General features: G+C 69.5%; 12 protein-coding genes and 2 tRNA genes. 2 read left to right on the top strand and 12 right to left on the bottom strand.

The genetic code is table 11. From position 1 onward, the window contains the following. Positions 1-36 precede the first annotated feature (36 nt). The 9 genes from QI633_RS00070 to recF all read right to left on the bottom strand — a co-directional run bounded on the left by QI633_RS00070 (position 37) and on the right by recF (position 8,669). Entirely contained in the window at positions 37-681 is a 645-nt protein-coding gene (locus tag QI633_RS00070) for a hypothetical protein (protein ID WP_282427711.1), read from the bottom strand. A gap of 163 nt (positions 682-844) precedes the next feature. Beyond that, a tRNA-Ala gene (locus QI633_RS00065) sits at positions 845-920 on the bottom strand. Positions 921-951: 31 nt separating this feature from the next. Beyond that, a complete protein-coding gene (locus tag QI633_RS00060; RefSeq protein WP_222117689.1) occupies positions 952-1,077 on the bottom strand; it encodes a DLW-39 family protein in 126 nt (41 codons plus the stop codon). 58 nt (positions 1,078-1,135) lie between these two features. Next, positions 1,136-1,209, bottom strand: a tRNA-Ile gene (locus tag QI633_RS00055). A gap of 133 nt (positions 1,210-1,342) precedes the next feature. After that, positions 1,343-1,852, bottom strand: coding sequence for a DUF3566 domain-containing protein (locus QI633_RS00050; RefSeq protein ID WP_141796511.1), 510 nt, complete (start codon positions 1,850-1,852; stop codon positions 1,343-1,345). Then, positions 1,852-4,482, bottom strand: a complete 2,631-nt coding sequence (gyrA, locus tag QI633_RS00045; protein ID WP_282429332.1) for a DNA gyrase subunit A — start codon at positions 4,480-4,482, stop codon at positions 1,852-1,854. The genes QI633_RS00050 and gyrA overlap by 1 nt, the downstream gene beginning before the upstream one ends. A 141-nt stretch (positions 4,483-4,623) precedes the next feature. Continuing rightward, positions 4,624-6,735 (bottom strand): DNA topoisomerase (ATP-hydrolyzing) subunit B, encoded by a 2,112-nt coding sequence (gyrB, locus tag QI633_RS00040; RefSeq protein ID WP_282427710.1) that lies wholly within the window; start codon positions 6,733-6,735, stop codon positions 4,624-4,626. A gap of 259 nt (positions 6,736-6,994) precedes the next feature. Next, positions 6,995-7,555 carry a DciA family protein gene (locus QI633_RS00035; protein WP_260805678.1) on the bottom strand — a complete coding sequence of 187 codons (561 nt, stop codon included), beginning with the start codon at positions 7,553-7,555 and terminating at the stop codon, positions 6,995-6,997. After that, entirely contained in the window at positions 7,548-8,669 is a 1,122-nt protein-coding gene (recF, locus tag QI633_RS00030) for a DNA replication/repair protein RecF (protein ID WP_282427709.1), read from the bottom strand. Before recF ends, QI633_RS00035 begins: the two co-directional genes overlap by 8 nt. A gap of 97 nt (positions 8,670-8,766) precedes the next feature. On the opposite strand from recF, the gene QI633_RS00025 reads away from it, so the two are divergent. Both QI633_RS00025 and QI633_RS00020 read left to right on the top strand, forming a co-directional pair. Beyond that, positions 8,767-9,252 carry an NINE protein gene (locus tag QI633_RS00025; protein WP_141796514.1) on the top strand — a complete coding sequence of 162 codons (486 nt, stop codon included), beginning with the start codon at positions 8,767-8,769 and terminating at the stop codon, positions 9,250-9,252. Further along, on the top strand, positions 9,252-9,662 hold the full coding sequence (locus QI633_RS00020) for a DUF2752 domain-containing protein (RefSeq protein WP_282427708.1): 411 nt from the start codon (positions 9,252-9,254) through the stop codon (positions 9,660-9,662). The genes QI633_RS00025 and QI633_RS00020 overlap by 1 nt, the downstream gene beginning before the upstream one ends. An 85-nt stretch (positions 9,663-9,747) precedes the next feature. Here QI633_RS00020 and gnd read toward each other — a convergent pair whose 3' ends face one another. The 3 genes from gnd to dnaA all read right to left on the bottom strand — a co-directional run bounded on the left by gnd (position 9,748) and on the right by dnaA (position 13,830). After that, a complete protein-coding gene (gene gnd / locus QI633_RS00015) occupies positions 9,748-10,656 on the bottom strand; it encodes a phosphogluconate dehydrogenase (NAD(+)-dependent, decarboxylating) (RefSeq protein WP_141796516.1) in 909 nt (302 codons plus the stop codon). 38 nt (positions 10,657-10,694) lie between these two features. After that, positions 10,695-11,840: a DNA polymerase III subunit beta gene (dnaN, locus tag QI633_RS00010; RefSeq protein WP_141796517.1), complete on the bottom strand. Its 1,146-nt coding sequence runs from the start codon at positions 11,838-11,840 to the stop codon at positions 10,695-10,697. A gap of 436 nt (positions 11,841-12,276) precedes the next feature. Then, entirely contained in the window at positions 12,277-13,830 is a 1,554-nt protein-coding gene (dnaA, locus tag QI633_RS00005) for a chromosomal replication initiator protein DnaA (protein WP_282429331.1), read from the bottom strand. Between the last annotated feature and the right edge of the window lie 172 nt (positions 13,831-14,002).

Raw genomic sequence — 14,002 nt, 5'->3', positions numbered from 1 at the left:
CCGACGATGTCAGAGAGTCCATCGATCCGACTGGTGTCAGTCCCCGGTCGAGATCCAGTCCAGCCATGCTCGCGGCGCGGAGGAGCCGTCCGAGTGACCATGAATCACATCGTTCAGCCACAAGCGACTGAGGTCCCTCACCTGCAGGGGACGGAACAACGCTCGGTAGTTGGCGAGCAGGCCGTCCGGGTGCGTCTGTCGGTGGACCTGGAGCCAACTCGGATCAGACGCCGGAACCAACAGGCCCTCGAATCGAACGTCTCGTCCCTTACCCGGACTGTCCTTCTCGAACAGGAGGAACGGCGGAACGTTCCGTCGCCCCGCGACGCCGCGCTTGACCTGTGCCGCCACGGCCGCCAGGAGCTGGTTTCCCTTTCGAGGGGTGTCGAGGACGTCCTTGCCTGCCTCGCGCTGGTCACCGTAGTAGACGTAGTTGCCGTCCTCGGCCCAACCGTCCGGCCATTCCGATACCGCGCCCGTCGTGAACAGCACGCACAGAGCCACCCTCTTGGTGCCCTTCACGGTCTTCATCCGGAAGCCGCCGCTGTTTCCGACACCGGTCAGTTTGTGCAGCGGATCGGCCCCCACATGAGGCTGAGGACCTCCGCGGTAGACCCTTCCGACCGTCAGGTCAGCAGAGGAAAGGCCCTCGAACGGGACGGGTGCAAGACGCTCCGACACCTTGCCAGGCTAGTGGCAGGAGGTGGTTCGCAGTGGGTTCGCCAGCGTCGCGCGACCGGGCAGGCGCGACCCCTTCCCCCTACAGTCCCCCTAGCGCCGGATCTCGAACCAAACTAGAGAACTCCAGAAATGAAAGGAGCCGCAGGCTGACCTGCGGCTTCTCTGGTGGAGCCTAGGGGACTCGAACCCCTAACCCCCTGCTTGCAAAGCAGGTGCGCTACCAATTGCGCCAAGGCCCCCTGCTCAGCCGTACGACGGCCGAGCGGGTGTTCAGTTCTTGGGAAGCCGGTCGGTGGCCTCGGCCCAGAGGGCTTGCTCGGCCTTGCTCTCCTGGAGCTTGCGGCCGGCGATCACCACGCCGGCGAGGCCGAAGACCGCGAGAAGAATCTTCTTCATGAACCGCTCCTCCTTCGAAGAAGCCCCGGTCCGCGGTGACCGCGGCCGGGGCTTTCCGTGGGCCTAAGAGGACTTGAACCTCTGACCCCCACATTATCAGTGTGGTGCTCTAACCGTCTGAGCTATAGGCCCGGGTGACTCGCCGCTCCGGGTGGAAGCCCCTCGGCAGCAAGCCGAGGACAGACACTACCGGAGCCATGGATCCGCCGACAAAACGGGGGCGTCTCGTGACGGTCGCTGCGCGACCTCCTCGACATCCGAAGGCTCAGGCGTCCTCGGCGAGGGTGATCTCGACGCCGCCGAGGAGGGCGGCCGACATGTTGTAGAGGAACGCGACGAGGGTGGCGGCGGCGGTGATCAGTACGACGTCGATCGCGGCGACGAGCATGGTGAAGCCCAGCACGCGGCTGGTGCCGACGTAGTCCTCGATCCGGAAGGAGGCGACGTCCTCGCCGCCGATGCCCTCCTGGATCGTGGAGTTGATCGAGTCCCACACGCCGGCGGCGCCGAGGACCTGCCACACCATCGCGACCGACACGACCGTGACGACGGCGAAGGCGATGGACAGCAGGAACGACGTCTTCATGACCGACCAGGGGTCGACCCGGGTCAGGCGCAGGCGGGCGCGGCGCGGGGCGCGACCGCGTGCCGCCCCCGCACCAGGTACGGCGCCCGGCACAGCCGGCGGGAGCGGCCCGGGCGCCGAGGGCGGGCCGGAAGGGCGGCCGGCGGCGGCCGGCGGGCGCACCACGGTGTCCTCGACGCGCTCGGTCATCAGCTCTCACTCTCCCCGTCGGCCTCGATCGTGCCCTCGGATCCTTCGATTGTGGCATCCGGAGCCTGAACCGACGATTCCGTCGAGCCCTCACCGGCCGCAGCGGCGTCCACGGGAGCACCCTCCTCGGCGCCCTCCTCGTCGACGTCCTTCGCCTCGACCGAGCGGGCGACGACGGCGACGGCGTCGCCCTTCTTGGGGCTGACGAACTTCACGCCCTGGGTGGCGCGGCCGGTGGGGCGGAAGTCGTCGTTGATGGGGCTGCGGACGACCTGGCCCGACTGGGTGATGGAGAGCACCTCGTCGCCGTCGACGACGATGAACGCACCGACGAGCGAGCCGCGCTCCTCGTTCTCGAGCTTCATCGCCTTCACGCCGAGGCCGCCGCGGCCCTGGATCTTGTAGTCGGAGATCCGGGTGCGCTTGGCGTAGCCGCCGTCGGTGATGGTGAAGACGTACTGGATGTTCTCGTCGCTCTCCTCGTGCGCCGCGTCGGCCGCGCGGATCACGGTGAGCGAGAGGACGGCGTCGCCGTCGCGGAACTTCATGCCGGTGACGCCGGACGTGGCCCGGCCCATCGGGCGCAGCTGGTCGTCGTCGGCGCCGAAGCGGATCGACTGGCCCTTGCGGGAGACGAGCAGGATCGAGTCCTCGCTGGCGACCAGCTCGGCGCCGATCAGCTCGTCGTCGTCGTCGCGGAAGTTGATCGCGATGACACCGGCCTGGCGCGGGCTGTTGTAGTCGCCGAGGCGGGTCTTCTTGACCAGGCCCTTCTTCGTCGCCAGGACGAGGTACGGCGCCTGCTCGTAGTCGCGGATCGCCAGCACCTGGGCGATCGACTCGTCGGGCTGGAACGACAGCAGGCCGGCGACGTGGCCGCCCTTCGCGTCGCGCGAGGCCTCGGGCAGGTTGTAGACCTTGGTGCGGTAGACCCGGCCGGCGGTGGTGAAGAACAGCAGCCAGTGGTGCGAGGTGGTCGAGATGAAGTGGTCGACCACGTCGTCGCCGCGCAGCGAGGCGCCACGCACGCCCTTCCCGCCCCGCTTCTGCGTGCGGTACTGGTCGGCGCGGGTGCGCTTGGCGTAGCCGCCGCGGGTGATCGAGACCACCTGGTCCTCGTCGGGGATCAGGTCCTCCATGGACATGTCGCCGGCGGCCGCGATGATCTGGGTACGCCGGTCGTCGCCGTACTTCTCGACGATCGCGGACAGCTCGTCGATGACGATCTGCCGCTGCCGGGCGACATTGGCGAGGATGTCCTTGAGGTCGGCGATGACCAGCTCGATGGCGGCCAGGTCGTCGATGATCTTCTGGCGCTGCAGGGCGGCGAGCCGGCGCAGCTGCATCTCGAGGATCGCGTTGGCCTGGAGCTCGTCGACGTCGAGCAGCTCCATCAGGCCGACCCGCGCGTCGGCGACGTCGGGCGAGCGCCGGATGAGGGCGATCACCTCGTCGAGCATGTCGAGGGCCTTCGCCAGGCCACGCAGGATGTGGGCCTCCTCCTCGCGCTTGCGGAGGCGGTACGCCGTGCGCCGCTGGATCACGTCGACCTGGTGGTCGACCCAGTTGCTGATGAACTGGTCGACCGACAGGGTCCGCGGTACGCCGTCGACCAGCGCCAGCATGTTGGCGGAGAAGTTGGTCTGCAGCTCGGTGTGCTTGAGCAGGTTGTTGAGGACGACCCGGGCGACGGCGTCGCGCTTGAGCACGATGATGATCCGCTGGCCGACGCGCGAGGAGGTCTCGTTGCGGACGTCGCTGATGCCCTGGACCTTGCCGGCGTCGGCGAGCTCGGCGATCTTCACGAGCAGGTTGTCGGGGTTGACCATGTAGGGCAGGTCGGTGATGACCAGCACGGTGCGCCCGGACTTGTCCTCGTCGACCTCGATGATCGCGCGCTGGGTGATCGAGCCGCGGCCGGTCCGGTAGGCCTGCTCGATCCCCTCGCGGCCCACGATCAGCGCGCCGTTGGGGAAGTCGGGGCCCTTGATCCGCTCGACGAGGGCGTCCTGCAGCTCCTCGCGGGTGGCGTCGGGGTGCTCGAGCGCCCAGATAGCCCCGTCGGCGACCTCGCGCAGGTTGTGCGGCGGGATGTTGGTCGCCATGCCGACCGCGATGCCGGCGCTGCCGTTGACCAGCAGGTTGGGGAACCGGGCCGGCAGGATCGTCGGCTCCTCGGTCTTGCCGTCGTAGTTCGGGGTCATGTCGACGGTCTCTTCGTCGATGTCCCGGACCATCTCCATGGCCAGCGGCGCCATCCGGCACTCGGTGTACCGCATGGCCGCGGCCGGGTCGTTGCCCGGCGAGCCGAAGTTGCCCTGCCCGCTGACCAGCGGGTTGCGCATCACCCACGGCTGCGCGAGGCGCACCAGGGTGTCGTAGATCGCGGAGTCGCCGTGGGGGTGGTAGTTACCCATGACGTCGCCGACGACGCGGGCGCACTTGTTGAAGCCGCGGTCGGGGCGGTAGCCGCCGTCGTACATGGCATAGAGGACCCGGCGGTGCACCGGCTTGAGGCCGTCACGTACGTCGGGCAGTGCGCGACCGACGATGACCGCCATCGCGTAGTCGATGTAGGAGCGCTTCATCGACTCCTGGAGGTCGACCGGCTGGACCCGGCCACCGCCCATGCCGTCGCCGAGGTTGCTCTGCGTCTCAGTCACGATTGCTCTCTCTGAGTTGTTCTACGTCTGTCTAGGAAGATCGGTAGAGATCCGGATACATGGCCAGAGGTCTCGAGACGGTCGCTGCGCGACCTCCTCGACCACCGACTAGATATCGAGGAATCGGACGTCCTTGGCGTTGCGCTGGATGAAGGAGCGGCGCTGCTCGACGTCCTCGCCCATCAGGATCGAGAAGATCTCGTCGGCCTGCGCGGCGTCCTCCAGGGTGACCTGCAGCAGCACCCGCTGGTCGGGGTCGAGCGTGGTCTCCCACAGCTCGTCGGCGTTCATCTCGCCGAGACCCTTGTAGCGCTGGATCGGCGCGTCCTTGGGGAGCTTCTTGCCCTGCTCGAGGCCGTCGCGCATGACCGCGTCGCGCTCGGCGTCGGAGTAGACGAACTCGTGCTCGTGGGGCTTGTTCCACTTGATCCGGTACAGCGGCGGCTGGGCGAGGTAGACGTGGCCGGCGTCGATGAGCGGACGCATGAACCGGAACAGCAGGGTGAGCAGCAGGGTGTTGATGTGGTGACCGTCGACGTCGGCGTCGGCCATCAGCACGATCTTGTGGTAGCGCAGCTTGTCGAGGTCGAACTCCTCGTGGACGCCCGTGCCGAGCGCCGAGATGATCGCCTGGACCTCCTGGTTGGCCAGCACCTTGTCGATGCGCGCCTTCTCGACGTTGAGGATCTTTCCGCGGATCGGGAGGATCGCCTGGATCCGGTTCTCGCGGCCCATGACCGCCGAGCCGCCCGCCGAGTCGCCCTCGACGATGAAGACCTCGCACTCCTCCGGGTTGCGCGAGCTGCAGTCGCGCAGCTTGCCGGGCAGACCGCCGCCGCCGAGGAGGCCCTTGCGGTTGCGGGCCAGGTCGCGGGCCTTGCGGGCCGCGATCCGGGCGGTCGCGGCCGCCTGCGCCTTGCGGATGACTTCCTTGCCCTCGTTGGGGTTCTGCTCCAGCCACGCGCCGAGCTGGTCGTTGACGACCGACTGGACGAAGCCCTTGGCCTCGGTGTTGCCGAGCTTGGCCTTGGTCTGGCCCTCGAACTGCGGGTTGGAGATCTTCAGGCTGATGATCGCGGTGAGACCCTCGCGGATGTCGTCGCCGGTGAGCCGGTCCTCCTTCTTCTTGATCAGGCCCCACTCCTCGCCCCACCGGTTGATCAGTGAGGTGAGCGCGGCGCGGAAGCCCTCCTCGTGGGTGCCGCCCTCGGGGGTGTTGATCGTGTTGGCGAAGGTGTGGACCGACTCGTTGTAGGACGACACCTGCCACTGCATGGCGAGCTCGAGGCTCATCGGGTTGGGGACGTCGTCGCCCGTGTCGGCCTCGGCCGCGATGATCGAGCTGACGGTGGTCTTGTTGCGGTTGAGGAAGTCGACGTAGTCGGCCAGGCCGCGCTCGTACTGGAAGACCTGCTCGAGCGCCTTGTGCCCGTCGACGTCGACCGCGTGCACCGCGCCAGATGTTGCAGTGGCGGTCGCGGCGGCGTCGCCATCGGACACAGCGCCGTCCTCGACCGCGTCGGCGAGCTCCTCGGCCTTGGGGCGGGCGTCGCGCAGCTCGATCCGCAGGCCCTTGTTGAGGAAGGCCATCTCGCGGAACCGGGTCGAGATCGTCTCGAGGTTGTAGTCGGTGGTCTCGAAGATCTCCGACGAGGCGGACCAGGTCACCGTCGTACCGGTGCGCTCGCCGTCCTCGAGCGGTCGGACCTGGCGCAGGTCGAAGTCGGGGACGCCGAGCGAGAAGTCCTGCTCCCACAGGTAGCCGCGGTTCTTGATCTCCAGGCGCAGGCTCGTGGAGAGCGCGTTGACGACCGAGGAGCCGACACCGTGGAGGCCACCGGAGACCTTGTAGCCACCGCCGCCGAACTTTCCGCCGGCGTGCAGGACGGTGAGGGCCAGGGTCGCGGCCGGCACCTCCTGGCCCGGCGCGGTGTCGGTCGGGATGCCGCGACCGTTGTCGGAGACGCTGACCGAGCCGTCGGGGTTGAGCGTGACCTTGATCGTGTCGCAGTAGCCGGCGAGCGCCTCGTCCACCGCGTTGTCGACGATCTCCCAGATCAGGTGGTGCAGACCGCGCTCACCGGTGGAGCCGATGTACATGCCGGGACGCTTGCGGACCGCCTCGAGGCCCTCGAGGACCTGGATCGCCGAGGCGTCGTAGTCGCCCGACGTCGCGGGGACCTGGGGCTCGACCTCGGGGGACTGGTCGTCAGTGGACACGCGGGACCTCATTCACTTTGGTCGTACGGGGCACGCCGGGCCGACATTTGTCGAAGGCATGGCGAAGGCCGAGTCAGGCGTCCCGAGACGCGTTCCCGGCCGATAACCCATTCTAGCCTTCTGAGGGCCTCAGGACACGCGTGGCGGCGCCGTCAGGGGACAACGGCGGGTGAAATGTGGCCGCAGACGGCCCAGAAACGGGTCTCGGAGCGCCGAACGGGGGTGTCACTGAGCCCCGGTACGACGCCCGGGCTCCCGATCAGCCGTAGGTGTCGCGCGGGCCGCGGCTGCCGGGGGCCTTGCGGCGGCCGTGCTTCCAGCTCGGCGCGTGCGGCCCGAGCACCTCGACGACGGTGACCGTGCCCGCGCCCAGCTCCTCGTTGAGGCGCCGGACGACGGTGGCCGCGAGCAGCTTGAGCTGGGTGGCCCAGGCGGTCGAGTCGGTGCGGACCACGAGGGTGCCGTCGGTGAGCGACTCGGGCGTGCTGTGGGCGCCGATCTCCGGGCCGACGATCTCGGCCCAACGGGCGAAGACGCCGCGCACCTGCAGGTCCAGGCCCCAGCCGCGGCCGTCGATGAGCCGGTCCACCTCGCTGCCCAGGCCCTGCGGGTCGCGGCCGTCGGGGTGGGCGCTGCTGAGCTGCGGCTCGTTGCGGTTGCCGCGCCGGCGGAAGCCGCCACCCTTGCCGGGGTTGACCCGCGGCAGCCGGCGCGCGGGCGTCGTACTGGACCCGGCGGTGCCGAGCATCTGGGCCCGGGCCAGATCGAGCCCGTCGGGGCGGTGCTCCTCCGGCAGCTCCTCCTCCGGCTCGTCAGCCACGGGTCACCTCCCCCGCCGCGACGTGGAAGGACGCCCCCGCCAGCTCCTCCGGTACGTCGGCCGGCACCGCCGCGGTGACCAGGACCTGCTCGGCGCCCGCCACCAGCCCGGCCAGCTGCACCCGGCGCTCGGCGTCGAGCTCGGCGAAGACGTCGTCGAGGATGAGGATCGGGTCGTCGCCGTCGGCCCGCAGCAGGTCGTACGACGCCAGCCGCAGCGCCAGCGCGAACGACCACGACTCCCCGTGACTGGCGTAGCCGCGCACGGGCAGCCGCTGCTCGTCGCCCGGGCCGAGGGTGAGCAGCAGGTCGTCGCGGTGCGGCCCGACCAGGGTCACGCCGCGGCCGATCTCGTCGGCCTGACGCCGGGCGAGCTCGGCGCGGAACGCGTCCTGGGTCGGCTCGGGCACGGTCGGCTCGTAGGCGATCCGGGCGTCGTCGCGCGACGCGCCGCGGGCGACGGCCTCGTAGGCCTTCCCGACGTACGGCGCCAGGTCGGCGCTCAGCGCGAGCCGCGCCGCGAGCAGCTCGGTGCCGGTCGCGACCAGGTGGTCGTCCCAGACCGCCAGCGTCGCCAGCGCGGCGTCGCGAGCCGAGCCGCGGGCGGCGTACAGGGTCTTGAGCAGGGTGTTGCGCTGCTTGAGGACGCGCTCGTGGTCGGCGATCAGGCCGGCGTAGCGCGGCGTGCGGAGCACGAGCAGGTCGTCGAGGAAGCGGCGCCGGCCGCCCGGGTCGCCCTTGACCAGCGCGAGGTCCTCGGGGCTGAACACGACGGTGCGCACGATGCCGGCCAGCTCGCGCACCCGCGGCAGCGGCGAGCGGTTGATCCGCGCCCGGTTGGCCTTGCCGGGGTTGAGCTCGACCTCGAGCACCGCGGTGCGTCCTTCGCGGACCACGGCCGCGCGGATGATCGCCTGCCCGGCGCCGGCGCGGATCAGCGGGGCGTCGGTGGCGACCCGGTGCGAGGACAGGCGAGAGAGGTAGTCGACCGCCTCGACCAGGTTGGTCTTGCCCTGGCCGTTGCGCCCGACGAACGCCGTGACACCCGGTTCGAGCTCGACGTCGACGTCGGCGTAGGACCGGAAGTCGTGCAGGCTCAGCCGTGCGACATGCATGCCTCCACCTCCCTCGGGCCCCTCACGTGACGATTCTCCCCCGAACGTGGCGCCGAAGGGGGTTTCGGCGGCGTCGCAAAACCCTAGGCTGACCCGCATGACGCAACCACCCAACCCTCCCTACGGCGCTCCCGACCCCTACGGTCAGCAGCCGCCGCAGCAGCCCCCGGCCTACGGCTACGGCGCGCCCGGCGGCCAGCCGGCGTACGGCGCCCCGATGAACGGCCCGTTCTTCATCAACTACCTCGGCCAGGAGCAGGGCCCGATCGAGTTCGGGCAGCTCGCCCAGATGGCGGTCGCCGGCCAGCTCAAGGCGGACACCGCGGTGCGCACCGCCGACAGCCAGCAGTACGTCCTCGCCAAGGACGTGCCCGGGCTGTTCTCCGACAAGGAGTGGGTGATGACGCTGATCTTCACCTGGCTCCTGGGCGGCCTCGGCATCGACCGGTTCTACCTGGGCTACACCGGCCTGGGTGTCGCCAAGCTGCTGACCTGCGGCGGCCTCGGCATCTGGTCGCTGATCGACGCCATCCTGGTCACGCTGCGCAAGGTCCCCGACGCCCAGGGCCGTCCCCTGCGCTGATGGCGACCACCCACGCGCCGGCGACCCGGCGGCTCGCGAGCTCCGAGCTCGTCGCGGCCGCCGGCGTCGTCGCGCTGGGCGTGAGCGCACTGCTCTCGCCCGACCACATCGAGGACGGGCCGGTCATCTGCCCGTTCCGCCGGGTCACCGGACTGCCCTGCCCCGGCTGCGGGCTGACCCGCTCGTGGACCTATCTCGCCCACGGCTGGTGGCAGGACTCGCTACACGCCCACCCGTTCGGGCCGCTGCTCGCCCTGGTCGTGCTCGGGCTGGCCGTCGCGGTGCTCCGCGCACGGCTACGACGGACGCCGGCCCCCTCGCTCGACCGGCTGGTCAAGCACCCCGTCTCGCTGGTGGTGCTGGCCGCCTGGCTCGGCTTCGCGCTCGTCCGGCTGGTCCTCGCGCTCTGACCCTTCTCGGCGCAACTACCGAATTTGTCGCGAATCACCCCGCGCGACGACGAATTCGGTAGTTGCGACGTAGCCCGAGCAGCCCTCAGGACGTCGGGTTGGCCTCGCCGCCCGGCGGCGGCTCGGTGTGCACGGCGTGCCCGCCGAACTGGTTGCGCATCGCCGCGATCGCCTTCATCGCCGGGCTGTCCTCCTGGCGCGAGGTGAACCGTGCGAACAGCGACGAGGCGATCACGTGCATCGGCACCGCGTTGTCGATCGCCGCCTGGACCGTCCAGCGGCCCTCACCCGAGTCGTCGGCGTACCCGCGCAGCTGGTCGAGGTGCTCGTCGTCCTCGATGGCCTCGGTCAGCAGGTCGAGCAGCCAGGACCGGATCACGGTGCCGTGGCGCCACGACTCGAAGATCGCGGGCACGTTCTCGACGATGTCGACCTTCTCGAGCAGCTCCCAGCCCTCGGCGTAGGCCTGCATCATGGCGTACTCGATGCCGTTGTGGACCATCTTGGCGAAGTGCCCGGCGCCCGGCGTCGGGCCGGCGTGGACCGCTCCGCCCTCCTCGGGCTTGAGCGCGTCGAAGGCCGGCTGGACCTTCTCGATGTCGGAGGCGGCACCGCCGTACATGAGGGCGTAGCCGTTCTCGAGGCCCCAGACGCCGCCGGAGACGCCGCAGTCGACGAAGCCGATGCCCTTCTCGGCCAGCGAGGCGGCGTTGATCGCGTCGTCGGTGTACTTGGAGTTGCCGCCGTCGACGACCAGGTCGCCCTCGCCGAGCAGCTCCTTGAGCTCGGCGATCGTGGAGCGGGTCGGGTCGCCGGCCGGCACCATCACCCAGACCACCTTGGGGGTGGGCAGTGCCTCGACCATCGCGGCCAGGCTCTCGACATCGGCCAGGTCCGGGTTGCGGTCGTAGCCGACCACCGTGTGGCCGGCGTCGCGCAACCGGGTGCGCATGTTGCCGCCCATCTTTCCGAGTCCGACGAGTCCGATGTGCACAGCGGTTCTCCCTCCGGTTGGCGGTGCGGCGTGGTCGGTCAGCTGAGCAGGCGGCGCGGCATCAGCAGGTAGCGGAACGACCCGCCGTCCTCCGCGTCGCTCTCGTCGCCGGTGCCGCTGATGACGACCGGCTTCGACGGCTGGGTGAAGGCGAGCTCGACGACGGCCTGGTCGATCGCGCCGAGGCCGTCGAGCAGGAAGGTCGGGTTGAAGCCGGTGACCAGGTCGTCGCCCTCGATCTCCGCGGAGACCGACTCCGAGGCCTGGGCGTCGTCGCCGGAGCCGGCGTCGAGGACCAGCGACCCGTCGCGGAAGCTCAGCTGGACCGCGGTGTTGCGGTCGGCGACGAGCGAGACGCGCTTGACCGACTCGATCAGCTCCTGGCGGTCGATCTTCGCCACGGTCAGCTTCTCGTTGGGGAACAGGCTGCGGACCTTGGGGAACTCGCCGTCGAGCAGGCGCGTGGTGGTGCGTCGTACGCCGCCGGGGCCGGTGCCCTCGAAGCCGATGATGCCGTCGCCCGAGCCGGACGCGGACAGCGCGATGGTCACCTCGGGACCGGCGGTCAGCGACTTGGCGGTGTCGCCGAGCACCTTCGCCGGCACGAGCGCGGCGAGCGTCGCGTCGGGAGTGCCGGGGTTCCACGCGAGCTCGCGCTGCGAGAGGCGGAACCGGTCGGTCGCGAGGAGCGCGATCGTGGACCCCTCGATCTCGAGGCGGACACCGGTGAGGACGGGCAGCATGTCGTCGCGGCCGGCGGCGGTGACCGCCTGGGCGACCGCGTGGGCGAAGGCGTCGCTGGAGACGGTGCCGGTCGCGGCCGGCATGTCCGGGATCGTCGGGTAGTCCTCGACCGGCAGCGTCTGCAGGGAGAACCGCGATGAACCGCAGGTCAGCGAGACCCGGGCGCCGTCGAGCACCAGGTCGACGGGCTTGTTGGGCAGGCTGCGGCAGATGTCGGCGAGCAGGCGGCCGCTGACCAACGCCTTGCCCTCGTCGCTCACCTCGGCGGCCAGCGTCGCACGTGCGGAGGTCTCGTAGTCGAAGGTCGAGAGCACCAGGCCGTCGTTGCCCGCCTCGATGAGGAGTCCCGCGAGCACGGGCGCGCTGGGCCGGACGGGCAGGCTGCGCGCAGCCCAGGCGACGGCGTCGGCGAGGACGTCGCGGTCGACACGGAACTTCACGTCGTCGTACCTCTCACGTGGTGGGTGGGAGTTGCATCCTGCCACGTCGTCCCTGAGGTCGGGACGGCGAGGGAACGATCAGGCATTGATCCACAGATCGGAGGTCCGGAGGAGTTCCGGCGATCGAGGTCCGCATGTAGTCACGGAGTGGTCATAGCGGTGGTGGAAACTGTGGAGAACCCACGTTTCCGCAGGTGAGCGGCCAGATGTCCGGTGGATGACGGCTGTGGACGAAGTCGGGAATCACAAGAAGCGATGTGCAACAGGGGCCCGTTGTGGAGTCCCGCGTAGGTGCCTCCACGGAATCCTCCCCGTGTAGTTCTCACAATTCCGCGGGTCTTCTCCACAGGGAGTTTCACCGGCCGGCCGGTGAAACTCGTGCTTGGACGAGGAAACTTCATCGTCCAAGCACCAGTTTTGTCAGCCGGTCTCGCCCTCAGCCCTGGCGGGCCTGCATCTTCACCCGGTTGGTCAGCTCGCTGACCTGGTTGAAGACGGCCCGGCGCTCACCGAGGAGCTGGTTGATCTTCCGCTCGGCGTACATCACCGTCGTGTGGTCGCGGTTGCCGAACTGGGCGCCGATCTTGGGCAGCGACAGGCCGGTGAGCTCACGGCACAGGTACATCGCGATCTGCCGGGCCATCACCAGGTGGCGACCGCGGCTGGGACCGGTGAGCTCGTCGATGGAGAGCCCGAAGTACGCCGCGGTCTGCGCGATGATGAGCGAGGCGGTGATCTCGGGCTCGCCGCCCTCGGGGATCAGGTCCTTGAGCACGATCTCGGCCAGCGTCATGTCGACGTCTTGGCGGTTGAGGTTGGCGAACGCCGTGACCCGGATCAGGGCGCCCTCGAGCTCACGGATGTTGGTCTGGATCTTCGAGGCGATGAACTCGAGCACGTCGGAGGGCGCCGTGAGGCGGTCCATCGCTGCCTTCTTGCGCAGGATCGCGATCCGGGTCTCGAGGTCCGGCGGCTGCACGTCGGTGATCAGGCCCCACTCGAACCGGTTGCGCAGCCGGTCCTCGAGCGCCTCGAGCCGCTTGGGCGGGCGGTCGGAGGTCAGCACGATCTGCTTGTTGGCGTTGTGGAGCGTGTTGAAGGTGTGGAAGAACTCCTCCTGGGTCTGGGTCTTGCCCTCCAGGAACTGGATGTCGTCGATCAGCAGCACGTCGATGTCGCGGTACTTCCGCTTGAACCGGTCCTGCCGGTCGTCGCGGATCGCGTTGATGAACTCGTTGGTGAACTCCTCGCTGGAGACGTAGCGCACCTTGGAGCCGGCGTAGATGGTGCGGACGTAGTGGCCGATCGCGTGGAGCAGGTGGGTCTTGCCGAGACCGGACTCGCCGTAGACCAGCAGCGGGTTGTAGCTACGGCCCGGCGCCTCGCTGACCGCGACCGCGGCCGCGTGGGGGAACCGGTTGGACGAGCCGATGACGAAGGTCTCGAAGGTGTACTTGGGGTTGAGGCGCGACTCGCCGCTCGGTGTCGCGGGCGCCATGCTCGGTGCCGGCATGCCGCCGAGGTCGGGCGCGGGTCCATTTGTCGACATATCGACAGATCCACTTGTCGACATGGCGCCAAGTCGATCTCGCGGCTCGGCCGGCGGGACGTCCTCGCGCGGGCGCTCGTACGCAGGCGCGGAGTCGAAGGACTCGTAGGTGGTCGGCTCGCCGTAGGACGGGCCGTCGTCGTACGGCGAGGGGGTGGCCGGCTCCTGCCCGAGCTCGCGGCGCAGCGAGCTGTCGACGGTGACCGCGAGCTGGACGTCGTGGCCGAAGCGCTCGGTCAGCGCGTCCTCGAGCTCGCCGCGCAGGCGACCCTCGAGGCGCTTGCGGGTGAAGTCGTCGGGGACGGCGACGATCGCGGTGGTGCCGTGCAGGGTCACCGGGCGGCTGGCCTGCAGCCACGCACGCTGGTGGGTCTGCAGCTCGCCGACCACCGTCGTCCACTCCTGGACCAGACGTGCCGTCGCGGGATCGACGGGAGGGATGTCCGGGGCGGGGCTGGTGGTCTCGTCCTGGGGCTGATCCGGGTTGCCGGTCACGCCACTCCCTCTCGTTCGTCTGTCGTCCGTGGAGTCGGATCGTGTCCTGGTCGAGACTGGCTCCACAGGTTTGTCCACAGGTTGTGAACTCTTGCATCATCAGGCTGACAATGCCGAA

The organism is Nocardioides sp. QY071, assembly GCF_029961765.1.
Classification (GTDB): domain Bacteria; phylum Actinomycetota; class Actinomycetes; order Propionibacteriales; family Nocardioidaceae; genus Nocardioides.
Note: the sequence above shows the minus strand (reverse complement) of the source record. Positions and strands in the feature narration are given on the sequence as shown.